At 67.6% G+C, this 26,403-nt stretch carries 20 protein-coding genes; 6 read left to right on the top strand and 14 right to left on the bottom strand.

The window, feature by feature from the left end; genetic code table 11:
- The first annotated feature begins 3 nt into the window (after nucleotides 1-3).
- The 6 genes from AC06FA_RS08325 to AC06FA_RS08300 all read left to right on the top strand — a co-directional run bounded on the left by AC06FA_RS08325 (nucleotide 4) and on the right by AC06FA_RS08300 (nucleotide 6,388).
- Nucleotides 4-675 (top strand): 4-carboxy-4-hydroxy-2-oxoadipate aldolase/oxaloacetate decarboxylase, encoded by a 672-nt coding sequence (locus tag AC06FA_RS08325; RefSeq protein ID WP_108749521.1) that lies wholly within the window; start codon nucleotides 4-6, stop codon nucleotides 673-675.
- On the top strand, nucleotides 668-1,723 hold the full coding sequence (locus AC06FA_RS08320) for a 4-oxalomesaconate tautomerase (RefSeq protein ID WP_478067885.1): 1,056 nt from the start codon (nucleotides 668-670) through the stop codon (nucleotides 1,721-1,723). The genes AC06FA_RS08325 and AC06FA_RS08320 overlap by 8 nt, the downstream gene beginning before the upstream one ends.
- Nucleotides 1,724-1,766: 43 nt before the next feature.
- Nucleotides 1,767-3,080 carry a C4-dicarboxylate transporter DctA gene (gene dctA, locus AC06FA_RS08315; protein ID WP_108761923.1) on the top strand — a complete coding sequence of 438 codons (1,314 nt, stop codon included), beginning with the start codon at nucleotides 1,767-1,769 and terminating at the stop codon, nucleotides 3,078-3,080.
- Between the two features lie 88 nt (nucleotides 3,081-3,168).
- Complete coding sequence (locus AC06FA_RS08310; protein ID WP_478067884.1) at nucleotides 3,169-4,452, top strand: carbohydrate porin; 1,284 nt, start codon at nucleotides 3,169-3,171, stop codon at nucleotides 4,450-4,452.
- A gap of 23 nt (nucleotides 4,453-4,475) precedes the next feature.
- Nucleotides 4,476-5,498 (top strand): amidohydrolase family protein, encoded by a 1,023-nt coding sequence (locus AC06FA_RS08305; RefSeq protein WP_478067883.1) that lies wholly within the window; start codon nucleotides 4,476-4,478, stop codon nucleotides 5,496-5,498.
- A complete protein-coding gene (locus AC06FA_RS08300; RefSeq protein ID WP_478067882.1) occupies nucleotides 5,498-6,388 on the top strand; it encodes an amidohydrolase family protein in 891 nt (296 codons plus the stop codon). The genes AC06FA_RS08305 and AC06FA_RS08300 overlap by 1 nt, the downstream gene beginning before the upstream one ends.
- A 324-nt stretch (nucleotides 6,389-6,712) precedes the next feature.
- On the opposite strand, the gene AC06FA_RS08295 is transcribed toward AC06FA_RS08300, so the two are convergent.
- From AC06FA_RS08295 to AC06FA_RS08230, 14 genes are all read right to left on the bottom strand, one after another.
- On the bottom strand, nucleotides 6,713-7,558 hold the full coding sequence (locus AC06FA_RS08295) for a hypothetical protein (protein WP_478067881.1): 846 nt from the start codon (nucleotides 7,556-7,558) through the stop codon (nucleotides 6,713-6,715).
- Between the two features lie 42 nt (nucleotides 7,559-7,600).
- Nucleotides 7,601-9,178 (bottom strand): hypothetical protein, encoded by a 1,578-nt coding sequence (locus AC06FA_RS08290; RefSeq protein WP_478067880.1) that lies wholly within the window; start codon nucleotides 9,176-9,178, stop codon nucleotides 7,601-7,603.
- A 74-nt stretch (nucleotides 9,179-9,252) separates the two neighbouring features.
- Nucleotides 9,253-10,845 (bottom strand): hypothetical protein, encoded by a 1,593-nt coding sequence (locus tag AC06FA_RS08285; protein ID WP_478067879.1) that lies wholly within the window; start codon nucleotides 10,843-10,845, stop codon nucleotides 9,253-9,255.
- A gap of 94 nt (nucleotides 10,846-10,939) precedes the next feature.
- Entirely contained in the window at nucleotides 10,940-12,013 is a 1,074-nt protein-coding gene (locus tag AC06FA_RS08280; RefSeq protein ID WP_478067878.1) for a protein-glutamate methylesterase/protein-glutamine glutaminase, read from the bottom strand.
- Complete coding sequence (gene cheD / locus AC06FA_RS08275; protein ID WP_079221788.1) at nucleotides 12,010-12,606, bottom strand: chemoreceptor glutamine deamidase CheD; 597 nt, start codon at nucleotides 12,604-12,606, stop codon at nucleotides 12,010-12,012. Before cheD ends, AC06FA_RS08280 begins: the two co-directional genes overlap by 4 nt.
- On the bottom strand, nucleotides 12,603-13,472 hold the full coding sequence (locus AC06FA_RS08270; protein WP_478067877.1) for a CheR family methyltransferase: 870 nt from the start codon (nucleotides 13,470-13,472) through the stop codon (nucleotides 12,603-12,605). The genes cheD and AC06FA_RS08270 overlap by 4 nt, the downstream gene beginning before the upstream one ends.
- Nucleotides 13,473-13,505: 33 nt before the next feature.
- Nucleotides 13,506-15,776 carry a methyl-accepting chemotaxis protein gene (locus AC06FA_RS08265; RefSeq protein WP_478067876.1) on the bottom strand — a complete coding sequence of 757 codons (2,271 nt, stop codon included), beginning with the start codon at nucleotides 15,774-15,776 and terminating at the stop codon, nucleotides 13,506-13,508.
- Between the two features lie 837 nt (nucleotides 15,777-16,613).
- Nucleotides 16,614-18,983, bottom strand: a complete 2,370-nt coding sequence (locus tag AC06FA_RS08260) for a methyl-accepting chemotaxis protein (RefSeq protein WP_478067875.1) — start codon at nucleotides 18,981-18,983, stop codon at nucleotides 16,614-16,616.
- A gap of 97 nt (nucleotides 18,984-19,080) precedes the next feature.
- Nucleotides 19,081-19,464, bottom strand: a complete 384-nt coding sequence (locus AC06FA_RS08255; protein WP_478067874.1) for a hypothetical protein — start codon at nucleotides 19,462-19,464, stop codon at nucleotides 19,081-19,083.
- A 139-nt stretch (nucleotides 19,465-19,603) separates the two neighbouring features.
- Nucleotides 19,604-20,095 (bottom strand): chemotaxis protein CheW, encoded by a 492-nt coding sequence (locus AC06FA_RS08250; RefSeq protein WP_108749534.1) that lies wholly within the window; start codon nucleotides 20,093-20,095, stop codon nucleotides 19,604-19,606.
- Nucleotides 20,096-20,298: 203 nt separating this feature from the next.
- Nucleotides 20,299-21,072, bottom strand: a complete 774-nt coding sequence (locus tag AC06FA_RS08245; protein ID WP_478067873.1) for a flagellar brake protein — start codon at nucleotides 21,070-21,072, stop codon at nucleotides 20,299-20,301.
- Nucleotides 21,073-21,176: 104 nt separating this feature from the next.
- Nucleotides 21,177-23,369: a methyl-accepting chemotaxis protein gene (locus tag AC06FA_RS08240; protein ID WP_478067872.1), complete on the bottom strand. Its 2,193-nt coding sequence runs from the start codon at nucleotides 23,367-23,369 to the stop codon at nucleotides 21,177-21,179.
- 3 nt (nucleotides 23,370-23,372) lie between these two features.
- Nucleotides 23,373-23,846: a hypothetical protein gene (locus AC06FA_RS08235; RefSeq protein ID WP_478067871.1), complete on the bottom strand. Its 474-nt coding sequence runs from the start codon at nucleotides 23,844-23,846 to the stop codon at nucleotides 23,373-23,375.
- A 164-nt stretch (nucleotides 23,847-24,010) separates the two neighbouring features.
- On the bottom strand, nucleotides 24,011-26,254 hold the full coding sequence (locus tag AC06FA_RS08230) for a methyl-accepting chemotaxis protein (protein ID WP_478067870.1): 2,244 nt from the start codon (nucleotides 26,252-26,254) through the stop codon (nucleotides 24,011-24,013).
- Nucleotides 26,255-26,403: the final 149 nt, after the last annotated feature.

Raw genomic sequence — 26,403 nt, 5'->3', positions numbered from 1 at the left:
TGGATGTCCCGCGTCATCACCCGCATCGAGCGCGCCGCACCGGCGCTGATCCAGTCGCTGGCCGAGGCCGGCGTGGCCACCGTGCACGAGGCGCAGGGCCGCAGCGGCCTGCTGCACCCGCGGTTGCGCCCGATCTACAGCGGCGCGCGCATCGCCGGCAGCGCGGTCACCGTGTCGGTGCCGCCGGGCGACAACTGGATGATGCACGTGGCCATCGAACAGCTTGGCGAGGGCGACATCCTGGTGGTGGCGCCGACCAGCGACTGCAGCGATGGCTACTTCGGCGACCTGCTGGCCACCTCGGCGCAGGCGCGCGGTTGCCGCGGTCTGGTCATTGATGCGGGTGTGCGCGATGTGCGCGAACTGACCGCGATGGGCTTTCCGGTCTGGAGCCGTGCGATCCATGCGCAGGGCACGGTGAAGGAAACGCTGGGTTCGGTGAATGTGCCGCTGGTCTGCGGCGGCGCCCTGGTGAATGCCGGCGATGTGGTGATCGCCGACGACGATGGTGTCTGCATCGTGCCGCGTGCCGAAGCGGCACGGGTGGCGGCCGAGGCGCAGGCACGCGAGGCACGCGAGGCCGACAAGCGCGAGCGCCTGGCCCGTGGCGAACTGGGCCTGGACATCTACGCGATGCGTGAGCGCCTGGCAGCCAAGGGCCTGCGCTATGAGTAAGGGCGTGCGCGCGATGTGGATGCGCGGCGGCACGTCCAAGGGCGGGTTCTTCCTGGCCCAGGACCTGCCGACCGACGCCGCCGCGCGCGATGCCTTCCTGCTGCGCGCCTACGGTTCGCCGGACGTGCGGCAGATCGACGGCATGGGCGGCGGTGACCCGCTCACCTCCAAGGTGGCTGTGGTGGCGCCCTCGCAGCGCGAAGACGCCGATGTCGATTACCTGTTCCTGCAGGTCTTCGTCGACCAGGCGCTGGTAAGCGACGCGCAGAACTGCGGCAACATGCTGGCCGGCGTGGGCCCGTTCGCGATTGAACGCGGGCTGCTGCCAGCGCGAGATGGCGTGACCGCGGTGCGCATCTTCATGGCCAACACCGGCACCCTGGCCACCGCCAGCGTGCAGACACCGGGGGGCGTGGTGAGCTACGCCGGTGACGCGCGCATCGACGGCGTACCGGGCACCGCCGCGCCGGTGCCGCTGGCGTTCGAGGACACGGCCGGTTCCAGCTGCGGCGCGCTGCTGCCGACCGGCAACGCCGTGGATGTGATCGACGGCGTGCAGGCCACCCTGATCGACAACGGCATGCCCTGCGTGGTGCTGCAGGCATCGGATCTGGGCATCAGCGGGCATGAGGACCGCGCCACCCTGGATGCCGACGATGCACTGAAGACCCGCCTGGAGGCGATCCGCCTGCAGGCCGGGCCGAAGATGAACCTGGGCGACGTGGCCGAGAAATCCGTGCCGAAGATGATGCTGGTGGCCGCGCCGGCCGACGGTGGGGCGATCTGCGTGCGCTCCTTCATCCCGCACCGCTGCCACGCCTCCATCGGCGTGCTGGGCGCGGTGACGGTGGCCACCGCCTGCCTGTTGCCGGGCTCGCCGGCCCATGCCCTGGCCCGCTTGCCGGGTGGGCCGGTGCAGACGCTGGCGGTGGAGCACCCCAGCGGGGCGACCGCCTGCGTGATTGAACTGGATGAGGACGGGCAGGTGGCCCGCGCGGCCATGCTGCGCACCGCACGGAAGCTGTTCGACGGCGAACTGTTCGACTGAACAGGCGACGCCTTTCTATTCTCTGCGACCTGGGAGGGTTGTTATGACAGTGGTAGGGAAGCGGCCGGGCCGCTTTGGAATATTGGGCCAGTTGTGGTTCCAGGTGTTGGCCGGCACCGTGATCGGCGTGTTGCTGGGCTGGCTGCAGCCGGACCTTGGTTCGGCGATGAAGCCGCTGGGCGATGGTTTCATCAAGCTGATCCGGATGATGATCGGGCCGATCATCTTCGTCACCGTGGTGCACGGCATCGCCGGCATGCGTGACATGCGCAGCGTGGGCCGGCTGGCGCTGAAGTCGCTGATCTATTTCGAGGTGATCACCATCCTGGCGCTGATCGTCGGCCTGGTGGCGGTGGATCTGTGGAAGCCCGGCGCCGGCATGAACATCGATGCGGCGACCATCGACATGGCCAGCATCCAGGGCTACGTTCACACCGCCCACGACCAGTCGATCGTGGCCTACATCATGGCCATCATCCCCAACACGCTGGTCAGTGCGTTCACCGAAGCGCACGTGCTGCAGGTGCTGTTCGTGGCGGTCCTGTTCGGTGTGGCCCTGGCCGCCGTCGGCGAACGCGGCAAGCCGGTGATGGACGTGATCGAGAGTGCTTCCGGCGCGCTGTTCAAGATCATCGGCTACATCATGTATGTGGCGCCCATCGGTGCGTTCGGCGCCATCGCCTTCACCGTGGGGCAGTTCGGCGCCGCCTCGCTGCTGTCACTCGGCGAGCTGATCATCGAGTTCTTCGTGGTCTGCGGGCTGTTCACCGTACTGGTGCTGGGTACAGTGTGCTGGTGGACCGGGGCCAGCCTGTGGCGCCTGCTGGGCTACCTGCGCGATGAGATCATCATCGTGGCGGCCACCACCAGCACCGAGACCGTGCTGCCGCGCCTGATCGAAAAGATGAAGAAGCTGGGCTGCGAGGAAGGGGTGGTCGGTTTCGTGATTCCCGCCGGCTACTCGTTCAATCTGGATGGCACCTGCCTGTACCTGACCACGGTGGCGATCTTCCTGGCCCAGGCCACCAACACCGAACTGACCGTGTGGCACCAGCTGGGGCTGATCGCGGTGCTGCTGTTGACCTCCAAGGGCGCGGCCGGCGTGGCCGGTGCGGCGTTCGTGGTGCTGGCGGCCACGTTGGGCACCACCGGCACCATTCCCGTGGCCAGCATTGCCTTGATCCTCGGCATCCACCGCATCCTGGCCGAAGGGCTGACCTTCGTGAACCTGATCGGCAACGCGATTGCGGTACTGGTGATCGCCAAGTGGGAAGGCAAGCTTGATGAGAAGACCATGGCGGCGCAGATCGGCACCCGCCGCACGCGCCAGCGCCTGCTGGGCGCACAGCCTGCCTGAGGCGATGGCCTGAGTCCTGACGGCCACCACCGGTGGCCTCCATTGAATGCATCGACCTGGCGCCGGCGGCGCCGGGAAGGGAGAGAACATGTCGCAGTTCCTGCGCACCCCGCTGTACCTGCTGCTGGCCAGTGTGCTGGCCACACCGGCCTTCGCCGCTGAACGCAGCGTGCCCGAGGGCATCGACCTGACCCTGGACCTGGTCGGCAACGTGGCGCACAACCCGGTGGGCGGTGTCGAACAGGGCACCGAAGGTTCGTACTGGGTAATGGCCCAGTCGAAGTTCGACCTGGACAAACTGTTCGGCGTGCACGGCACCGACGTCGACGCGCAATGGGCCTGGTTTGCCGGGCGCAACCTGGCGCGCGAGAAGATCGGTAATTCGATCAGCGCACAGCAGACCTGGCGGCCGGTGGCCGGTGGCCGCCTGACCCGGCTGACCGTGCGCCACCGCTTCGACAACGGGCTGAGCATCACTGCTGGCCGCGCGCCGGTGAACAGCTACTTCAACAACTCGCCGCTCAACTGCGTGTTCATGAGCAATGCGATGTGCCTGACCCCCTACGGTGCGATCACCGACCTGGGCATTACCGCCTACCCGAATTCCTCGTGGGCGGGCATCGTGCGCTACGACGTGGATGATCGCTGGTACGCCCAGGCGGGCGTGTTCGATTACAACAACACGCTGAACGAGGCGGGCAAGAACGGCCTGGATTTCTCGGTGGGCGAGGGCACCGGCACCATCAGCGCCTACGAAGTGGGCTACCAGACCACGTTTGCCAACGACCGGTTGCCGCGCACCTACCGGCTGGGCATGTACCGCAACAGCGATGGTGGCAAGAGCCCGTACTTCGATGCCAACGGCAACTCGGCCGCGCTGAGCGGCAAGCCGACCGCGGCGCAGGATGGCGCACGCATGGGCTGGTACGCGATGGGCGACCAGACCGTGTGGCGCGGCGACGGCAAGCGCAACCTGGCGGTGTTCGGGCGTGTCTACCTCAACACCGGCAACGAGGCGCCGGTCGATCATTTCGTGTCGGCCGGCTTCGTCAAGACCGGCACGTTCGCCGGCCGGGACCAGGACACCCTGGCCCTGTTCGTGTCCAACACCCACTTCAGCGATGAACAGATCGGCTTCCTGCGTGACCGCCGCAGCCGCCATGGCGGCACGGGTGCGCCGCACGCCGATGAAATCATCACCGAGCTCAGCTACGGCTGGGCGGTGAAGAAAGGCATCCGCCTGATGCCCAACCTGCAGTACGTCCTCAACCCCGACCCGATCTACGCGCCCACGCGCACGACCAACATCCCCGATGCGCTGATTGTTGGCCTGCGCGTGGATGTGCATTTCGCCCAGCTGTTTGGCTGGTGATCCATCGCCCCAGGAGATCCCCCATGATCATCGACTGCCACGGCCACTACACCACGGCCCCCGCCGGCCACGATGCGTTCCGCAAGGCGCAGGTGGCCCACTTCAACGACCGCTCGCTGCCGGCGGCGGTCTATCCGACCATCAGCGACGACGAACTGCGCGACAGCGTGGAAGCCAACCAGCTGCGCCTGCTGCGCGAGCGCGGTGCGGACATGACCATCTTCTCGCCGCGTGCCAGCACCATGGCCCACCACATCGGCGATGAACAGGTGAGTGCCGAATGGACGCGGCACTGCAACGACCTGATCGCGCGGGTGGTGCAGTTGTATCCGCAGCAGTTCATCGGCGTCTGCCAGCTGCCGCAGTCGCCGGGTGTGCCGATCGCCCACGCGGTGGCCGAGCTGGAGCGCTGCGTGAACGAACTCGGCTTCGTCGGCTGCAATCTGAACCCCGATCCGTCCGGCGGCCATTGGGATGGCCTGCCGCTGACCGACCGTTCCTGGTATCCGTTCTTCGAGAAGATGGTGGAGCTGGACGTGCCGGCCATGGTGCATGTGTCGGGCAGCTGCAACGCCAACTTCCACGCGACTGGCGCGCACTACCTGAACGCCGATACCACGGCCTTCATGCAGTTCCTGCAGGGTGACCTGTTCCGTGACTTCCCCACGCTGCGCTTCATCATCCCGCATGGCGGTGGTGCGGTGCCGTACCATTGGGGGCGTTTCCGTGGCCTGGCGGACATGCTGGGCAAGCCGCCGCTGGCCGAGCATGTGATGCGAAACGTCTACTTCGATACCTGCGTCTACCACCAGCCGGGCATCGACCTGCTGTTCGAGGTGATCGACATCGACAACATCCTGTTCGGCTCGGAAATGGTTGGCGCCGTGCGCGGCATCGACCCGCAGACGGGTCACTTCTTCGATGACACCCGCCGCTACGTCGATGCCCTGGCGCTGTCCGATGGCGACCGTTACAAGGTCTTCGAAGGCAATGCGCGCCGGGTCTACCCGCGGCTGGATGCGCAGCTGAAGGCCAGGGGGCTGTGATGGCCGCGTTCCAGAACGATGCTGATTGGCTGGACTACTGCGCCCAGCCGAGCCGCCCGCAGTTTGTGCCGCCGCCCGGTGCGGTGGACGCGCACTGCCATGTGTTCGGGCCGGGCGATGTGTTCCCGTATGCGCCCGAGCGCAAGTACACGCCGTGCGACGCGGGCAAGGCGCAGTTGTTCGCGCTGCGCGATTTCCTGGGATTCAGCCGCAACGTGATCGTGCAGGCCACCTGCCATGGCGCCGACAACCGCGCCCTGGTGGACGCGCTGCAGGCCAGCGGCGGCCTGGCCCGGGGCGTGGCGACCGTGCGCGATACCGTCAGCGATGAAGAACTGCAGCAGCTGCATGCCGCCGGTGTGCGTGGCGTGCGATTCAACTTCGTGCGCCGCCTGGTGGATCCGAAGCCAGATGCCTATTACCACGCGATCATCGATCGCATCGCGCCGCTGGGCTGGCATGTGGTGGTGTACTTCGAGGCGGCCGATCTGGCCGAGCGCTGGAACTTCTTCACCACGCTGCCAACCACCGTGGTGGTGGACCACATGGGCCGTCCGGATGTCAGCCAACCAGTGGACGGGCCGGAGTTCCAGCGCTTCGTTCGACTGATGGCCGAGCACGGCAACGTGTGGAGCAAGGTCAGCTGCCCGGAGCGACTGTCGCGGGTGGGGCCGCCCGGCTACGCCGATGTGGTGCCGTTCGCCCGGCATCTGGTGCAGCAGTTCCCGGACCGGGTGCTGTGGGGGACCGACTGGCCGCACCCGAACATGAAGGACCATATGCCCGATGATGGGCATCTGGTGGACGTGATTCCGCACATCGCGCCGACGCCCGAGTTGCAGCGCAGGCTGCTGGTGGACAACCCGATGCGGTTGTACTGGGGCGGGTAGATCCACGCCATGCGTGGATGGCGGCGCGCGTGATGCATCTGGGGTCAGAGCCCTTGCCTGCGGCAAGGGGTCTGACCCCATGGCAGTAGATCCACGCCATGCGTGGATGGCGGCGCGCGCGATGCATCCGGGGTCAGAGCCCCTGCCTGCGGCAAGGGGTCTGACCCCGGGCAGTAGATCCACGCCATGCGTGGATGGCGGCGCGCGTGATGCGTCTGGGGTCAGAGCCCTTGCCTGCGGCAAGGGATCCGACCCCATGGCCGGCAGGATGCATCTGGGGTCAGAGCCCTTGCCTGCGGCAAGGGATCCGACCCCGGGCGGGTATCAGACCTCGGTGACGTCGGGTGCGTCTGCCGGCGGCTCCGGTTCTGCGGCGGTTTCCGGCAACGCGCCATGGTCGGGGAACAGGCGCGGCAGTTCGGCGACGAAGCGGGCGATGCAGGCCTCGGCGAAGTCGCGCGAGGCGGCCTTCGCCTTGGCATAGTCGTCGGCCTGCCAATCCTGCAGCGAGGCCACACGCGCCTCGTCCTGGCAATGCACGCCCTGGCCGCCGCTTGCGCTGCGGAACAGCTTGCGCACCACCGGGAAGCCGATGGTGGCGTCGTGGCGCAGCTCGTACGGCGTTTGCGCATCACTGAGCGTCTGGTACACCAGCGACCACTGGCCGGCGCTGGCTTCGATGGTGCGCTCGTCGCTGGGAATGGCGCCGGGATGGGCGGCGAAGTAGATCGCCAGCTGTTCGCGGATCATGCCGGGCAACAGCCCATACGACGGGCTGGGCACGGCGCCGATGCTGTCGCCGCGCACGTTGTTCTTGCTGAAGGTGCTGGTGTGGCCGCCGATGCCGGCCAGCGTGCCCAGCGCAAACAGACCGACCTTGGCGGCGGTTGCGCCGGCGGTGTCACCGCGCATCACCAGGCGCAGGGCAGGATCGCCGTAGCGGTTGCCGTCGGGCCCGATGCCCAGCCCCGAGGTGATCTTGATGCGCTGCAGGCTGCCGTAGTCCGGCACGGGGACCGTAACCGCCACGGCACTCTGCTCGGCGGCCGGTTCCGCCATGGCTTCGGTTGCGGGTTCGGGCGCGGGTGGTTCGTCGCTGGCGCGGGCGGCGGTGGCCAGCAGCAGGCTGGCCGCCAGCGTGGCGGTAAGGCCTGTGGGGCGTAATGCCATGGTGGTACTCCTTGGGAAAGCGGGACGGAGGTGCGCTGCGGCTTATTGCCCAGCGAACTCCTTGATCGGGAAGGCCTTGCAGCGTTCGACGGCGGCGGTGATATCAACCGGGGCATGGGCGGCGGCACTGCGGCGCTGGTTCACCGACGCGGTTTCTTCCCAGAGGCTGGGCAGGACCTGCGGTGCGTCCAGCACGCGTTCGCGCACGGCATCGTGCAGGACGCTGCGGTAATCCGATGCCGGTACCACCACGCACAGGCGGGTGCCGGGTTGGCTGCTGGCCTGTTGCAGCAGCTGTTGCAGGGCGTCGCTGCTGCTGGCCGTGTCGCTGAGCTGCTGGGGAGCGCTTTCAAGTGCTGCATCCTGGATCTGCAGCTGGCCGGGGCTGAACAGCAGGACCTGCATGTCCTGGCGCGGTTCGACGCGGACCGGCGCGCGGGCGCCTTCACAGATGGTGGGGGTGGCCCGCGCCTGCTGCGGGGTCACGCTGCCATCGGCATGCACCTGGCGGATATGCAGTCGGCACATCTTGTCGGCCACTTCAAATTCCACTTCGTAATCCTGCCCAGGCTTGGCCACGAACTGGCCCGACAGCGTGCCCGTGCAGTAGAGGCCGCTTGTCGGGTCAAAGGCGGCCTCGAAGATCAGCGGCTTGCCACCGGGGACTTCGTATTCCTGGTAGCTGAGGGTGGAAAATCGCTCGTTCTGTCTGCTGCGCAGTGCCTCGGTACTGGGAATGCCCAGCAGGCCCTTGTCACCGGCGTTGTTGTACTTGACGTCGATCCGGTCACGGTAGTCGGTGCGGCAGGAGGCATCGGTGAACAACGTGGTGGTCCGCCCGAAGCCGGCGTAGACGCGCACGCGTGCCGACGGGACCGCGCCGCCGGCGTAGGCACTGAGGTCTTCGGCCGCCAACGGTCGCGGGTACATGGCCGGAATGCGCTTCACCAGCTTTTCGATGCACTTCATGGTGATCATCTGCGCGGCGCTCTTCAGCCGGGCGTAGTCCTCGGCCTGCCACGCCGCCAGGGTCGCGCGGTCGTCGCTGTCGCTGCAGCGGATGATCTCGGCCAGGCTGCCATCGGCGCGGCGCTGCTCGATGGTGCTGGTGTGGTTCAGGCGATACAGCGGATCCTTGCGCGTGTTGCCCTGGTGCACCAGCGCCCAGGTGTCGGCACTGAAGCGCAGGGTGCTGGTCTGGGTCGGCAGTGCGTCGGGCGCATAGCGGAAATAACCGCCCACCAGCGCCTTGGCAACGTTCGGCATCAGCGTGATGGCCGGGCTGGCCTGGCCTTCGATGATGGTGCCGGGCAGCTGGTTGCGCCGGCTGTAGTCGGGCTCGTTGCCACTGAACAGCAGGGACAGTCCCTTCGGCGTCAGTGCCTCGCTGTCGTCGGGGGAGACGATGCGCAGCGCCACGTCCGGTGCATGCAGCGGCTTGGCGGCGGTATCCGGACCGCTGAGTATCTGAACGCGTTCGCTCCACGCATCGGCACCGTCGGTGGCGGGCGAAGAGGGCGCCTGTGGCGATGTCGGCTGGGCTGCCGCGGTGGCCAGCAGCGGTGCAAGCAGGGCCGCTGCCAGCAGCGGGGTGCGGGAGGGGAAGTGGCGCAGGGCCATGGTCAAGCTCCTTGAAAAACAGAAACAGCCACGCCGGCCCGTCCGGGGCCGGCAGAACCGTGTCAGACGATGCGCTACTGCACGCGGAAGTCCAGGCGGGGCAGGGTCTGGCAATGCTGTACGGCGGCCTGCAGATCCAGCGGAGCGGCCGGGTCTGCCTGGCGCGCCAGATTGACCGTCCCGGCGGCCTCCCACAGGCCAGGCGATGCCGCCCCGTGCTCCAGCACATGGTCGCGCAGCAGCGTGTTCAATGGGCTGGCGTGGTCCTGCGCAGGCACGATCACGCAGGCGCGGGTTCCCGGCGTGGCCAGCATCTGCTGCAACAGCGTCTGCAGCCGCGCAGCATCGGCAGGGCCGTCGGCCAGCTGCAGTGAGGGACTGTTCCTGTCCGCAGGCTGTACCTGCAACGCGCCGTCGGTGAACAAAAAGACGCCCATGGCGTCCAGCGGTTCACGCGGGGTCTTCGCTGTGAGGGTGGTGTAGTCCACGTCAGGACGCGTGCACGTCTCCGGCGCGCGCCTGGCCGGCACCACGAGCCGGACACCTTCGGCATCGACGCTGTGGACGTTCAGCCTGCAGACCTGGCCGACGATATCCATCTTCACTTCGTAATCCACACCGGTAACCGGCACGATCTGTACAGCCAGCGTGCCGGTGCAGAACGCGCCGCGGTGGCGGACGTCCGCATCGAAGATCAACGGCTGCCCGGCCTGCACGGCATATTCGCGATACTTCGGCGACTTCAGAGTGCGCAGGGTTTCGGTTTCGGCGATGCCAAGGCTGAGGTTGCCTGCCTCGCTGTCCTGCGTGTCGGCGTTGCTTGAGGTCGGCCAACGCGGGTCATCGAAGCGCCGGCTGCCGTCGGCCAGGCAGTAGGCATCGCCGAGCATGGTGACCCGTTCCGTTGCCGAGTTGATGACGCGCACGCGTGCCGTGCCGCCACCGCTGCCCGCTGTGGGTAGCGGCTGCGGGAAGAACTGTGGCAGCTTGCTGACGAAGCGCTGGACGCAGGAGGCGGCCAGTTCGCGGGCACTGGCGCGAAGTCGCGCGTAGTCGTTGGCCTGCCACTCTTCAAGCGTGGCATCGCGCCCGGGATCGTTGCAGTACGCTGCATCCACCGTACTGCCGTCGGGTTGTTGCAGGCGCAGACGGGTGAAGTGATTGAGCTGGTAGCGCTGTTGCCCTGCCTTGGGCTTCTGGTAGATCAGCGCCCACTCATTCGCCTCGATCCTCAACAGCGTTCGACCCTGCGGAATTGCACCGGGGAACAGGGTGAAGTACTGCTGCAGCCAGTCATTGAACAAGCTGGGCATGAGCTCCATGGCTGGGCTGGGCACAGCGTGTATTTCGGTCCCGCGCAGATGCTTGGGATCCAGCCGGGTAGTGGCGCTGGCGCCGAAGACCTGGCGCACGAACTGCCCGGTTTTGGCCGCGCCGGTGATGCGCTCGCCGTCTTCGGGGGTGACGATGCGCAGTACGACATCGGGGTGATGATCGTGAATATGCTGACCGGCGCCGGCGCTGATCGCCACGTGTTCGGTCCAGCGGGCGGGGGCCGGCGTGGGTGCCACTGGCGGGGCATCGGTGCGAACGGTGCCGCTGGCCAGCGCCGGCAGCAGGCTGGCGGCGGCAAGCACGCCGCGCAGTGGAATCAGGCGTAATGCCATGGTGAAACTCCTTGAAAAGCGAAACAACGCAGACGGCCCTGATCGGGCCGCCTGCGGATGACGTTGGGTTATGTGGGTGAACTCGCCTGCGCGGTCAGCCCCGGGCCAGTGCCAGCAGGCGCTCGGCGATGCGTTCCAGCGGCACCTGCTCTTCGGCCGCGCCCAGCTTGAACGCCGCGCCGGGCATGCCCCAGACCACGCTGGTGGCCTCGTCCTGCACCAGTGTCGGCGCGCCGGCCTGGCGCATCTCCAGCAGGCCGCGCGCACCGTCGTCGCCCATGCCGGTGAGGATGGCGCCGATGGCGTTGCCGCCGGCACTCTGTGCCACCGATCGGAACAGCACATCGACGGCGGGCTTGTGCCGGTTCACCGCCGGGCCGTCGTCGATGCGGCAGCGCCAGCGCGCACCATCGCGGATGATACGCAGGTGCTTGCCGCCGGGCGGCAGGTAGGCGTGGCCGGGCAGCACGGCTTCACCATCCGTGGCTTCGCGCACGGCCATGGCCGAATGGCGGTCCAGGCGTTCGGCAAACGCAGTGCTGAAACTGGCCGGCAGGTGCTGGGTCATCACCACCGCCGGGGCGTCGGCCGGCATGCCTTCCAGCACCACGCGCAGGGCTTCGGTGCCGCCGGCCGACGAACCGATGGCAATCAGCCGGTCGGTGGTACGGAACTGCGGCGCGGCCGGGCGCAGCGAGGGTGCAGCGTCGAGCTGCAGCTTGGGGGCGGCGGCGCGCACCAGCGGGCGCACGCGCGAACGCGCGGCCATCTTCACCTTGCCGATGATTTCCTCGGCATAGCCCTGCAGCCCGCGCGCCACGTCCAGCTTGGGCTTGGAGACAAAGTCCACCGCGCCCAGGGCCAGCGCCTGCAGCGTGGTGTCGGCGCCGCGCTCGGTGAGCGAGGAAATCATCACCACCGGCAGCGGGTGCAGCCGCATCAGGTTTTCCAGGAACGCCAGGCCATCCATGCGCGGCATTTCCACGTCCAGGGTGATCACATCCGGGGCCAGGCGCTTGATCTTCTCGCGCGCCAGCAACGGGTCGGCGGCGGTGCCGACCACGTCGATGCCGGGGTCGCTGGACAGGATTTCGGTGAGCATCTGCCGGACCACGGCAGAATCGTCGACGATCAGGACCCGGCAGGGGGCGTTGCCGGGCGCGTTCATTCGAACAGCTCCACGCCGCCGGTGACCGGGGCCTTGGACAGGCGGGCCCGCACGGCCGATTCGGTGGCGGCCACTTCGGCCTCGTGCGCGTGCGGCAGGCGCTGCACCACCACGCGGCCGGTATCGGCGAAGAACCAGATCTTGCGTGGATGGATGCCGCAGAGGTCTTCGGCAATGATCGGAATGTGTTCGGCCTGCAGGTACTGGCGCACGAACTCGGCATTGCGGGTGCCAACCGGATTGCTGGTGAAGCCCTTGAGCACGTTGGCGCCGCCGAACACCTTGGCCTCGATGCGCTTGCGGTGCGCGCCGCGCTTGAGCATGTCGTTGATCAGCAGTTCCATGGCGTAGCTGCCGTAGCGCGCCGGGGCGCCATCGCCGGCATTGCCCTCGGGCAGCAGGAAGTGGTTCATGCCGCCGATCTTCAGTACCGGGTCACGCAGGCAGGCCGCCACGCAGGAACCCAGCGTGGTGGTCAGTGCCGTGGTGTCGTCCACCACCAGGTACTGGGTGGGCAGCAGCTTGGCGGCCACGGTCTTGAAGCGCGCATCCTGGTAGCGCATCACATCATCGGTACGCAGTGAAGCATTCATGCGCCGGCTCCCTGTGCGCGTCGGTACAGCGTGCGGCCACACGGCTGGATCAGGTCGGCCGCGTGCAGGTAGTTCTCCGAGTGTCCGGTGTAGAGCAGGCCATCGTCGGCCAGGTGGTTCACCAGGCGGCCGAGGATGCCGCGCTGGGTCGGCTTGTCGAAGTAGATCATCACGTTGCGGCAGAACAGCGCATCGAACGGACCGCCCACGTCGTAGCGGGGTGCCAGCAGGTTCAGCGGGCGGTACTCGATCAGTTCGCGCAGGGCCGGCAGGACCCGGCACTGGCCTTCGTTGGGGCCGCTGCCGCGCTGGAAGTAGCGGCGGCGCAGCTCGGGGTCGAGGCTGGCGACGCGGTCGATGTTGTAGACGCCACGGCCGGCGGTGGCCAGCACCTGGGTGTCGACGTCGGTGGCGATGATGCGCACCGGCGGCTTCAATGTGCCGAACGCCTCGCACGCGGTGATGGCCATGGAATAGGGCTCTTCACCGGTGGACGCCGCGCACGACCACAGCAGCAGCGGACCGCGACCGGTGCGCTTCTGCAGTTCTTCGCGCAGCTTGTCGAAGTGGTGGGGCTCGCGGAAGAACGAGGTGAGGTTGGTGGTGAGCGCGTTGGTGAACGCCTGCCATTCCTCGCCTTCGCCCTGTTCCAGGTGGTCCAGGTACTGCTGGAAGCTGCGCATGCCCAGTGCGCGCAGGCGCCGCGACAGGCGCCCGTAGACCATGTCCCGCTTGGCGGGGGCGAGGGCGATGCCCACGCGCTGGTAGATCAGGTCGCAGACGCGGCGGAAATCACGGTCGGCGAACTCGAATTCGCGGGGGCCGGTCACGATGGGGGTTGGGCTCTGCACGGGGGAGGTGTCCATCGGGTGGGCGGCGGCCGAAGCCGCCGCGGGGGATCAGAATTCCTGCCAGTCACCGTCGCTGGACGCGACCGGGCTGGAGGGCGTGCGCGGTGCCGCGGTGCGCACGGCCTGCGGGCGGGCAGGGGCGCGCACGATGGTGTGTGCGGGCGGTGCGACGCGGGCGGCCACGGCCTTCACCGCTGCCGATACCTGGTTGTCCAGGCGGAAGATGGCTACCGCATCGGCCAGCTGTGCGGCCTGGTCTTCCATGGCACGCGCGGCGGCGGTGGCTTCTTCCACCAGCGCGGCGTTCTGCTGGGTGGTTTCGTCCATCTGCACCACGGTCTGGTTGACCTGTTCGATGCCGGCGCTCTGTTCCTGCGAGGCCGCGGAAATCTCGGCCATGATGTCGGTCACGCGCTGCACCGAGGCCACGATCTCGCCCATGGTGGCACCGGCCTGGTGGACCAGTGCCGAGCCTTCGTTGACCTTGCCGACCGAGTCATCGATCAGGCCCTTGATCTCCTTGGCCGCAGCGGCCGAACGCTGGGCCAGGGTGCGCACTTCGCTGGCCACCACGGCGAAACCACGGCCCTGTTCACCGGCACGCGCGGCTTCCACGGCAGCGTTCAGCGCCAGGATGTTGGTCTGGAAGGCGATGCCGTCGATGACGCTGATGATTTCGGCGATCTTCTTCGACGAGGCTTCGATGGCCGACATGGTGGTGACCACCTGGCCGACCACTTCACCGCCCTGCGAGGCGACACCGTGTGCACCGATGGCCAGCTGGTTGGCCTGGCGGGCGTGTTCGGCGTTCTGGCGCACGGTGGAGGTCAGTTCCTCCATCGAGGCGGCGGTCTCTTCCAGGTTGGCGGCCTGCTGCTCGGTACGGCGCGACAGGTCGCTGTTGCCGGAGGCGATCTCGCCGGCGGCCAGGGTGATGCTGGAGGTGCTGGCCTGGATCTGGCCGACGATCTGGGTCAGCTGGGCGACAGTGCTGTTGGCATCGTCACGCATGCGCGCGAACACGCCCTGGTAGTCGCCGTGCATGCGGGTGGTCAGATCACCTTCGGCAATGGCAGAGAGCAGCTGCGAGAGCTTGCCCAGGTTGTCATCGCTCACCGCCATCATGGCGTTGAGGTTTTCCAGCATCACGCGGAAATCGTGGTTGAAACGCTGCGCGTCGCCGCGCTGGCTGAAGTCGCCGGCGGCGGCGGCGGCGGCCAGCTGCTTGATCTCGGCGTTGATGCGGCCCAGGTTGGCCTTGACCGTATCGACGGTGGTGGTCATGGCGGCCTTTTCGCCCGGATAGCGCGCCACGTCGCGGCTGAGGTCGCCCACGGCGTACTGCTGCACCACGTCCAGCACATCGTGCAGGGTCTGCACGTGGCTGCCGACCAGGGTGTTGGTTTCCTGCACCATCAGGCCGTATTCGCCGGGGAAGGCGGCGGCGTCGATGCGGTAGCTCAGCTCACCGCCATCGTGGCGGCGGGCCATTTCGCGCTGGGCGGTGATGACCGCGTGCAACTGCTGCTGCATGCGCGACATCGATTCGAGCAGGCGGCCCGGTTCGTCGTGCGGCTGCGGGCCGATATGGCTGTCCAGCTTGCCGCGTGCGATGCCTTCGGCCACGGCGGTGGCCTGCTTCAGCGGCAGGGCGATGCGGTTGCCGATGATCCAGCTCAGACCGAGCACGATCAGCACCAGCAGGCCGCCGGACAGCGCCATCACGCCGGTGAAGGCCCAGGCGTCGCTCTGCACGTCGTCCATGTAGACGCCGGTGGTGACCACCCACTTCCACGGCTCGTACATGCCGGCGTAGGTGATCTTGTCGATCAGGCCTTCCTTGCCGGGCTTGGTGGTCTGGTAGTAGGTGTAGCCGCCGCCGAGGCGGGCCATGCCGACCTGCAGGTAGTAGATCGGCACGCCGTCATCGGAGGTGTAGTCCTTCTGCACGGTGCCCACGCGCTTGGGCGCGAACGGGTGCATCAGCACGCGGTACTGGGTGTCCAGCACGTTGTAGTAGTCGGCATCGTTGTTGGCGCGCATGACTTCCAGCGCCTGCAGCGCGGCGGCCTTGGCGGCTTCTTCGGTGAGTTCGCCGGTACCGGCCAGGCGCTTGTAGTGGTCCAGCACGCCGTAGGTCAGTTCGACCTGGGTGCGCAGGGCGTCCTTGCGGGTCTCGGTCAGGTCCAGGTACTGCATGCGGGCGGCGATCACCGACAGCGCGATCACGCCGATCGCGATCATCAGCGTGAGCAGGTTGAGCTTGCGCCGGACGGAGAGGTTGCTGAAGTAGTGTTGCCAGCGATGCAGGAGGTTCATGAAGCGGGACCAGGTCGAGACGGGCGGGCGGCGCCAGTACCGGCCACGGCGCGACCGGCCGTGACAGAACGGTTATCGGCCGGGGGCGGGGAGATTTGAGGGTGGCGCTATGAGCGTATTCAGGTTCCCCTGCAGCGGCGGCTGCTTCGCTGCCTGCGGCAGGCTTTTTAAGCAACAGCAACAGCAACAGCGGTTGGTCGGCTGTTTGTTGGTTTGGGGGAGGCGGGTCGGGGTGGGCAGGCGGAACACGCCGTTAACCCATCCATGGGGGCTCGTAGGCGCCATCCATGGCGCCTGCGGTCCCGCCTGCCCACCCCGACCCGCCTCTTCATGCATCGCGGCGGCGGACGGCAGGAGCGTTTGTTGTTATCGGGTGGGGAATTGGGGTCAGAGCCCATTTCCTTTGGAAAAGGGATCCGACCCCCGGGGCGGGATGCAGGCTGGGTGGGGTCAGATCCCTTTTCCAGCGGAAAAGGGCTCTGACCCCTCAGAGACCCCGCAGCGTGCAGCTGTTGCTCTTGCTCTTCTTTCTTCAATCCGGGGTGGACGCGCGGGGAACTGTCCGAGGCCGGGTGGGTGGGTTGCGCAGGGGCGCAGGCGCCATGGATGGCGCCTACGAGCTTACATGGACGTACTTGCAGCGTCCCCTGCGCGGCCCACCCACCCGGCCACCCCACGAAGCCCAGCACAAGAGCGTCCACCCCGAGGGGCTTCGCCGTTGGCTGGATCTATGGATACCCCGCAAACGAAAACGCCCCGGCACGGGCCAGGGCGTCTTCGGAATGCTGGGGTCAGCGCCCTTTTTCGGTGGAAGAGGGATCCGACCCCGGGCAGGAATCAGAACTCCTGCCAGTCACCGTCGGCCAGCTCGGTGGCCATCGGGCGACCGCCGGTGCTGCGACGGGCCGGTGCGGCGGCTGCGACCGGTGCGGCCGGTGCTGCTGCACGCGGTGCCGGGGCGCGCGGGGCGGCCACGGCTTCGGATTCGTCCAGCACGAAGATCGAGACGGCTTCGCTCAGGTGACCGGCCTGTTCTTCCATGGCGCGGGCAGCGGCCGTGGCTTCTTCCACCAGCGCGGCGTTCTGCTGGGTGGTTTCGTCCATCTGCACCACGGTCTGGTTGACCTGCTCGATGCCGGCGCTCTGTTCCTGCGACGCTGCGGAGATCTCGGCCATGATGTCGGTCACGCGCTGCACCGAGGCGACGATCTCGCCCATGGTGGCGCCTGCCTTGTGCACCAGTGCCGAACCGTCGCTGACCTTGCCGACCGAGTCATCGATCAGGCCCTTGATTTCCTTGGCGGCAGCGGCCGAACGCTGGGCCAGGGTGCGCACTTCGCTGGCGACCACGGCGAAACCACGGCCCTGTTCACCGGCACGCGCGGCTTCCACGGCGGCGTTCAGTGCCAGGATGTTGGTCTGGAACGCGATGCCGTCGATGACGCTGATGATCTCGGCGATCTTCTTCGACGAGGCTTCGATGGCCGACATGGTGGTGACCACCTGGCCGACCACTTCACCGCCCTGCGAAGCAACGCCGTGCGCGCCGATGGCCAGCTGGTTGGCCTGGCGGGCGTGTTCGGCGTTCTGGCGCACGGTGGAGGTCAGTTCCTCCATCGAGGCGGCGGTTTCTTCCAGGTTGGCGGCCTGCTGCTCGGTACGGCGCGACAGGTCGCTGTTGCCCGAGGCGATTTCGCCGGCGGCCGAGCTGATCGCGCGGCTGGACTGCTTGATGCGGGTGACGATTTCGCTCAGCTGCGCGGCGGTGGCGTTGGCATCGTCACGCATGCGGGCGAACACGCCCTGGTAGTCGCCGTGCATGCGCACGGTCAGGTCGCCCTGCGACAGCGCGGCCAGCAGGCCGGAAATCTGCTCGATGCTGCCGGCGTTGGCGTCCAGCAGGCCGTTGATCTGCTGGGCCAGCTGCAGGAAGAAACCTTCCTTGCCGTCGGCATCGATGCGGCCGGACAGGTCGCCGGCGGCGGCCTGGGCGATCACGCGCGCCACTTCGGCTTCCACCTGCGATTCCTGGGTGCGGTCACGCCATTCCACCACGTAGCCGACGGTGTCGCCGTCTTCATTGCGGATGGTCGATACGACCTGGGCAAACTGTGCATCGCCGTACTGCATCGGGCGACGCGCCACGCCATGCTGCTTCAGGTTGGCCAGCAGGGTGTGGTCCATCTCGCCGCGGTGTTCCAGCACGGTCACCGGCTTGCCGATCAGCGACGCCTGGGCGTCGAAGTCGGGCAGGTCGCGGCGCAGCTCGTCCTGGTACTGCGACAGGGTCTGCTGCAGCGCGCGGTTGCTGTAGACGATGGTGTTGTTCGGGTCGGTCAGGTACACGCCGGTGGAGCTGTAGTCCAGGGCGGTACGGATACGCAGGTTCTCGCGGGCCACGGCGGCATCGGTTTCGATGCGCTCGCGCAGGTCGCGCTGCATGCGCTGCATGGCCTGCATCAGCTCGCCCACTTCGTCCTGGCGGCTGACATCGATATGTCCATCCAGCTTGCCGCCGGCCACGTCGTTGGCCACGGATACGGCGCCACGCACGCTGCCCACCAGGGCGCGGGCAAACAGCCAGACCAGGACCAGGCCCAATGCGGCGCCACCCAGCAGGGCGATGACGGTCAGCACGGCCGAGGCCGAGTAGGTGCTCGAGGCCTCTTCGCGGGCGGCGCGGGCCAGGCGGTTGTCCTCGGCGATCAGTGCTTCCAGCGAGGCGGTGGCCTTGCGGTGCTTGGTGCGGGTTTCGCCGACGAAGGTATCGATGGCGTCGTCCGGCAGGTCCAGTTCCAGCATTTCAGACACGCTGTCGTAGGACGTCAGCGCGTCCTTCCAGTCGTTGGCGAACGTTTCAAACAGCTTTTTCTGCTGCGGGTTGTCGATCAGCCCGGGATAGGTCTTGATCGCCTTGTCCAGGTTGGTGCGCAGCTCGGCCACGCGCCCATGGGCCTCGGCCTTCACTTCGGCACTGGCGCGCACCAGCTGCTGGTACTCGGAATTGCGGATTTCGCCGATCATGCCGCGCATCTCGCCCGCCAGGCGGATGCTCTCCATGCGCGAGCCGGCCAGCTCGGTGGTGACGTTGTTCAGCGAGTGCAGGCCGCGATAGGCGACGATGCCCTGCAGCAACATCACCAGCAGGAGGACACCGAAGGTCAGCATGAGCTTCGGCATCAGTTTCAGATTGTTGATCCACGGCATGGGCGTTGCGATCTCCATAGGCAGACGCGCGCGGGCATCGGGCCCGCTTGCAGCAACCACGCCGACCAGCGGCCGGCGTGGCAGGACGGACAGCGGATTACTTGATGTTGGCCAGCTTCAGGCTGGACGGCGAGCTGACTTCGATTTCAGCGCGCGAGGCGTCGCGCTGGATCTTGCCGATCACGCAGACGGTCTTGCCTTCCAGCGTTTCCAGCGGGAAGCTGAACTTGCCGCGGTTCTCGCCGGCGATACGTGCCGAGAAGGTGTGGCGCGGGAATGCACCGCCCATGTACAGGAAGGTCGGCTGACCTTCGGAACCTTCGGCGTAACGGGCCTTTTCGACCTTGCCGCAGACCATGCCGTCCTTGCCGACCTGGCGCGGGGCCAGTTCCGGCGGAATCATGTCGGCCGACTGGGCGAAGGCAGAAGCAGCAGTGGTGGCCAGCAGGGCAGCCGAAACGAACACAAGCAGGGACTTCATCGAGGTGATTCTCCGGGGATGGTGTGGACAGACGATCCGGGCTGATGCGCTCCTGCGCACCCGGCTTCTGTCCCCCTATCGGCAAGCTGACGGGGAACTGAAGGGGACGTTTGTCGAATTGTGAAAAACGCCCGTTTCCTTAGGCCGCCGCGTCTTCCAGCAGGGCTGCCTGGCCCATGTCGGCGCTGTCGAGCAGGGTTTCGATGTCCAGCAGGATGAGCATGCGGTCGTCCTGGGTGCCGATGCCGGAGATGAAGCGGGTGTCCACCGCGGCACCGAATTCCGGGGTCGGGCGGATCTGTTCGGCGGCCAGCGGAATGACGTCGGAGACGCTGTCCACCACGATGCCGACCACGCGGTCTTCCACGTTCAGCACGATCATCACGGTAAAGGCGTCGTAGCGCGCGTTTTCCAGGCGCAGCTTCAGGCGCAGGTCGATGACCGGCACGATGGTGCCGCGCAGGTTGATCACGCCCTTGATGTAGTCCGGGGCATCGGGCACACGGGTGACCGCGTCGTAGCCGCGGATTTCCTGCACCTTGAGGATGTCAACGCCGTAGTGCTCGGCGCCGAGGGTGAAGCTGAGGAATTCGCCACCGGCGCTGGCGGTGGAGCTGGTCTTGTCGTTCATCGAGGGTCCTGGTTCGGCCGGTAGTCCCGGTGTCAGCCTCGATATCGGCCCCGCGGCGGGGGACTTTAGCTGGGGTCCTGCGCCATCCACGCATGGCGTGGATCTACTGGGCAGGCCATCCACGCATGGCGTGGACGCGCCGGTAGCGCCGGGCCATGCCCGGCGAAGCGTCATGGATCCGCCGGGCATGGCCCGGCGCTACCTTAAAGCTCGCCGTTCTGGCGCGCCTTGCGCTGGCGGTCGATGCGGAAGATGTAGCGCTGGATGGCGCTATCGCCGCCGCGCGGCAGGTCGTCGAAGCGCATGCCGATCCGCTTCACCTCGATACCGTTGGGCTGGCGCTGCGGCAGCATGTTGCACACCACCAGGCTGATCGGCAGGTCCGGGCCGTCGGGCATGGATAGGGTGGCGGCGTAGCGCTTCTGCAGGGTGAACAGCGCGCAATCACTGGGCACGGTGATGGCCAGGCCGCCGCCACTGATGTCCACCACCCGCATCGACAGGGCGTCGGCACCGGCTTCACCGGCGGCCAGGCTCAGCTGCGGCGAGTCGGTGATGGGGGTTTCCAGGCGGTACAGCTCGCGGCGCTGCAGGTGCACCAGCTCGTCGGGCAGGTGGGCGCGGAAGGCGACGTGGCCGTCGTTGTCCACGCGTTCCAGTGCCTGCAGGCGGAACCGCACCAGTACCCGTTCCAGCTGGGCAAAGCACAGCAGGTGGTCGGCCTGCTCGGCGGCGCGGTTGGATGCTTCCTGCGGACTGCCGTCCAGCAGCAGGGTGTCTTCGTCCTCGTCGATATCGAGCAGGGCGGTGGGGAAAGAACGATCGCGCCCGTCGATGTGGGCGTTGATCAGGGAACGCTGGTCGATCAGCGAGCGCAGCAATTGGCGCAGCTGGCGGGGATTGCGGACCAGGAACCGCTCGTCGGCGGCGTCAGCCGCGTGGGTGTCACTCAATGCAATGTCGTGGCCGTCGGACATGGAATCTTGGGTCTGGGGCGGGCGCCAGCGCGTGTTGGCGCGCGGCTTACTGGGGGTATCGGCCGCGCGCCGGGAATATGTAGCCCCGCATCGACCCGCCAGGATCAGCTGGGAAGGCGGGACACGGATCGTCGCACCGGATCGAGGCTGCGCACGGGGCGCTGCTCGTGCAGCTGGAAGCGTGCCACGGCGTGCGCCAGCACCTGTGCCTGCTCGCTCATGCCCTGGGTGGCGTGGGCCGAGGCTTCCACCAGTGTGGCGTTCTGGCGCGTGTTGGCATCCATCTGGGCGATGCTCTGGTTGACCTGTTCGATACCCGCGCTTTGTTCCTGCGACGCCGCCGAGATCTCGCCCATGATGTCGGTCACCCGCTGCACCGAGGCGACGATCTCACCCATGGTGTCGCCGGCACGCCGCACCAGGGTCGAGCCTTCGTCGACCTTGCCAACCGAGTCGGCGATCAGGCCCTTGATCTCTTTGGCCGCCGCCGCCGAGCGCTGGGCCAGGGTGCGTACTTCGCTGGCGACTACGGCGAAGCCGCGGCCCTGGTCGCCGGCGCGGGCCGCTTCCACGGCGGCGTTCAGCGCCAGGATGTTGGTCTGGAACGCAATGCCATCGATGACCGCGATGATGTCGGCGATCTTTCGTGATGCGGCCTCGATCGCGCCCATGGTGCTGACCACCTGGCTCACGACGTCGCCGCCCTGGTGCGCCACGCTGGCCGCGCCGCTGGCCAGTTGGTTGGCCTGGCGGGCGTGTTCGGCGTTCTGGCGGACGGTGGCGGTCAGTTCTTCCATGGTGGCCGCGGTTTCTTCCAGGCTGGCCGCCTGCTGCTCGGTGCGGTCGGCCAGGTGGTCGTTGCCCTGCGCGAGGTTGGCCGCAGCGCCGGTCAGGCTGCCGGACGCGGTCTGGATGCTGCCGACGATCGTGGTCAGTTGCGCGATGGTGCTGTTCGCATCATCGCGGATGCGTGCATAAACGCCCTGGAACTCGCCCTGCATGTGTACGGTCAGGTCGCCGCGTGACAGCGCGGACAGCAGCTGCGAGATCTGCTCGATGCTGGAGGCGTTGGCGTCCAGCAGGCCGTTCAGCCGCTGCGCCAGCTGCAGGAAGAAGCCTTCCTTGCCGGCCGTGGCCACGCGCTGGCTGAAATCGCCCTGCGCGGCGGCTTCGACGATGCGGCCCAGTTCTTCTTCCACCTGCAGTTCGAGGGTGCGGTCGGCCCATTCCACCACGAAGCCCTGGCGCTCGCCTTCGTCGCTGATGATCGGGTTGATGATCAGGCGCATGCTGCGGCCGCCGACGCGGATCTGCGCGCGCCACGTGCCGCTCAGCTCGTCCAGCAGCCGTGCCTGGTGGGCCGGGTTGCGGTGGAAGATGTCGATGTTGCGGCCGATCAGGTCGGCGGCGTTGAACTGCGGCAGGTCCCGGCGCAGGTCGGCTTCGGCAGCGGCGAGCATTCGCTGCAGCGGCCGATTGACGAACACGATGTTGCGATCGCGGTCGGCAATCATGACGTTGGTGGTGACATCGTCCAGTGCGGTGCGGATGCGCAGCGATTCGCGCGCAGTGTGCTGTTCGGTCGCGCGCCGCTGCAGCAGTCGGGCGCCGGTCTGCACCAGCGCGGCGGCCAGTGAATCGCGCGGAAACTGCGCCGCCTGCAGGTGCTCCGGCATCGGCTGGTCGTCGGCCAGGCCGCGCGCCAGCTGCGCCAGCTGCTGTGGGTCATGCCCCAGCAGCAGCAACTGGCGGCGCATCTGCACGGCCATCAGGCTGAGCAGTCCGGCTTCCACCACCACATACAGGGCGTGCAGGGCCAGCGTGCCCAGCCCGCTGCCGGCGGCGAACACCGGATAGGGCAGGCCGCGCACCTGCAGCGCATAGAACAGCACGTGATGCACGGCGATGGCCGTGGCCGCCACGACGATCGGCAGCCAGTCGCGGTAGTACAGCAGCAGCGCAATCAGCACGATCACCGTGAAGTGTGTTTCCAGCTGGCCGTGCGTCTGGTAGATGAGCGTGGCCGAAAGCACCATCCAGGCCAATGCGACGGTGCAGCGGCTGAGCCGGGTGCCCGGCAGCCAGTGCACCTGCAGCGCGGTGACCAGCAGGGCGGGCAGGGCAACACCCAGCCACGGGGCCCATTGCCCGCTGCGCGCGGCCAGCACCAGCGAAGCCAGCACCAGGCCGGCGGTGACCACCAGGAACAGGCGGTCGGCGGTGGTGGACAGGGTGCGCAGGAACGGCAGCGATGCAGGGTCGACGCGCGATGCATGAGGGGCAGAGGTTGCGTGCATGCACTACTCCTTGAGGCAGGGGCAAGGGGTGGCGAGGATCACGGGGTCCTGCGGGCTTGCCAGCAGGTGGTTCACCAGCGGCGCGGCCGCAGGGCGGGCGCCGCCGCAGCCGGCGTCCAGCCGGGCGGGGCCGGCATAGACCAGCCGCTGCCGGTGCAGGACCAGCCAATCGAACGGCAGGGGCAGGGTGCTGGTCTGTATCGCGCTGCCAGCGGGCAGTACCTCCTGTCCATCACAGGGGCAGCGGTCGGGCAGGCGCAACAGCAGCGGCTGCTGGCTGCTGGCGGCCAGTACGTCGTGCGGCAGTTGCGCCAGCAGATCGCGGGCATTCCAGCTGCCCGGTTCAGGGGCCGCGGCGCGCGACTGCGTCCACAGCAGGGGCAGGGTCCAGCCCAGCCACAGCGCCACTACCAGCATCCCGGCCAGCGGGCGCCAGTCACGAACCGGTTTCGCAGGGGCAGTAGGGCGGGCGGACATGGGTGTGCACGCGTTGGGCCGTAGTTCGTTAGCGGCCGGGGCGGCGTGAAGCTGAAGGGCTATCGCGTCGCGGCGCCGGGGCAGGCCCGGCACCGGTGTTGTAGCGCCGAGCCATGCTCGGCTGCCGCTGGGCAAAGGCGCCGGGCAGAACCCGGCGCCAGCACTCAGAACTCCTGCCAATCACCCTCACCGGCCAACGCCGGCTGCGGTGCCGCCTTGCGCGCACGCGGCACCGGCGCAACGGGTGCGCTGGCCGCCTTGCGCGGGGCAGGCGCTGGTGGCGCTACGGCGCGGACCGCTGCACTGGCCGGGCCCGGGGTGGCCAGTCGGAACCGCGCGACCGCTTCACCCAGCTGTGCGGCCTGGTCTTCCATGGCACGCGCGGCGGCGGTGGCTTCTTCCACCAGCGCAGCATTCTGCTGGGTGGTTTCGTCCATCTGCACTACGGTCTGGTTGACCTGTTCGATGCCCGCGCTCTGTTCCTGCGAGGCGGCGGAGATCTCGGCCATGATGTCGGTCACGCGCTGCACCGAGGCGACGATCTCGCCCATGGTGGCGCCGGCCTGGTGGACCAGTGCCGAGCCTTCGTTGACCTTGCCGACCGAATCGTCGATCAGGCCCTTGATCTCCTTGGCTGCGGCGGCCGAACGCTGGGCCAGGGTGCGCACTTCGCTGGCCACCACGGCGAAACCACGGCCCTGTTCACCGGCACGCGCGGCTTCCACGGCGGCGTTCAGCGCCAGGATGTTGGTCTGGAAGGCGATGCCGTCGATCACGCTGATGATCTCGGCGATTTTCTTCGACGAGGCTTCGATGGCCGACATGGTGGTCACCACCTGGCCGACCACTTCACCGCCCTGCGAGGCGACACCGTGCGCGCCGATGGCCAGCTGGTTGGCCTGGCGGGCGTGTTCGGCGTTCTGGCGCACGGTGGAGGTCAGTTCCTCCATCGAGGCAGCGGTTTCTTCCAGGTTGGCGGCCTGCTGCTCGGTACGGCGCGACAGGTCGCTGTTGCCGGAGGCGATCTCGCCGGCGGCGAGGGTGATGCTGGAGGTGCTGGCCTGGATCTGGCCGACGATCTGGGTCAGCTGGGCGACCGTGGTGTTGGCATCGTCGCGCATGCGGGCGAACACACCGTTGAACTGGCCGTCCATGCGCGCCGTCAGGTCGCCCTCGGCGATGGCCTGCAGCAGCGTGGACAACTGGCCCAGGTTGCCATCGGCGACCTGCATCATGGTGTTCAGGTTGTCGATCATGGCGCGGAAGTCATGCGCGAAGCGATCGGCGTCGCCGCGCTGGCTGAAATCGCCCGCGGCCGCGGCGCTGGCCAGCTGCTGGATCTGCGTGTTGATGGCCAGCAGGCTGGACTTGGCCGCATCCATGGCTTCGTGCAGGAACGCACGGGTGCCCGGCAGGCGCCGCGCATCTTCGGTCAGGTTGCCGCCGGCGTACTGGTTCAGCACGTCGATGGCATCGCGGATCGCATCGAGGTGTTCGAAGATGACGGTGTTGATGCCGCTGGCCAGCTGGCCGTACACGCCCGGGAAATCTTCCGGAATGCGGTGGCTGATATCCGGACCGGCGTGCATCTGTGCCATCAGCTGGGTCTGTTCGGAGAAGCGCCGCAGCATGGCGGTCATTTCGCTGGTGGCGGCCAGCATGCGGCCGGCCTCGTCATTGCTGGTGGCCTGGGTGGTCACGCTCAGATCGCCGCGCGAGACCGCCTGGATGGCATGCACGGCCTTGCCCAGCGGACCGGTGACGGCGCGCGAGATCACTACCGCCAGCGCCGCAGCGACCAGCGACAGCAGCACGATGCAGCTGATGATGGCGATGATGCTGTTGCGATGGGTGGCGTTGGCGGCGTCGATCTTGCCCTGCATCTGCGTGGTGAGATACGCGCTGAGCGCCTTCATGTCTTCGAAGGCCTTGCGCCGCAGCGGGCGCGACTGCTCGTCGGAGACCTGCTGGGCCAGGGCCACATCGCCGGCGGTGGCAGCATCGCGCAGCTTGGCGTTGGCCGCGAAGTAGGCGTCCACGTCGGCCTGCACCGGCTGGTACAGGGCGCGTTCCTTCTCGCCCGAGGGCAGGGCGGCATAGGCGGCCAGCTGCTCGCGCACCACCTTGGCGGTGTCGGTCATGCGCGTGTTGTACTCGGCCACCTTTTCCGGCTTGTCCAGCATGCTCAGCTGGGCCAGTTCGTAGGTGCGGAATTCGCCCAGCTGCGAGCGCACTTCGCCCAGGTACTGCACGGACGGAATATCGTTGGTGGCCATGGCGCGCAGCTGCGCGTTGGCCTCGGACAGGCGCACCAGGGCAAACACGCCCAGGATGACGGTCATCAGGGTGGTCAGGGTGAACCCCACCGCCAGCTTGCGGGCGATGGGCAGATCGTGGAACCACTTCATGCAGGGTGCTCCGGATGGGCAGGTGCCGGCGCGGGTGCGGCGGCGTAGGGGGTGGTTGCAGGAGGGAACGGTCGTGCCGGTGGGGGGGCGGTGAAAGCCGTCAAAGCGAGATAGCGGCGCTGCGCGCGGGGACTTTATGGACGGATGTC

The organism is Stenotrophomonas sp. Steno-C17 (assembly GCF_056393165.1).
This window is presented reverse-complemented; position numbering and strand designations above follow the sequence as displayed.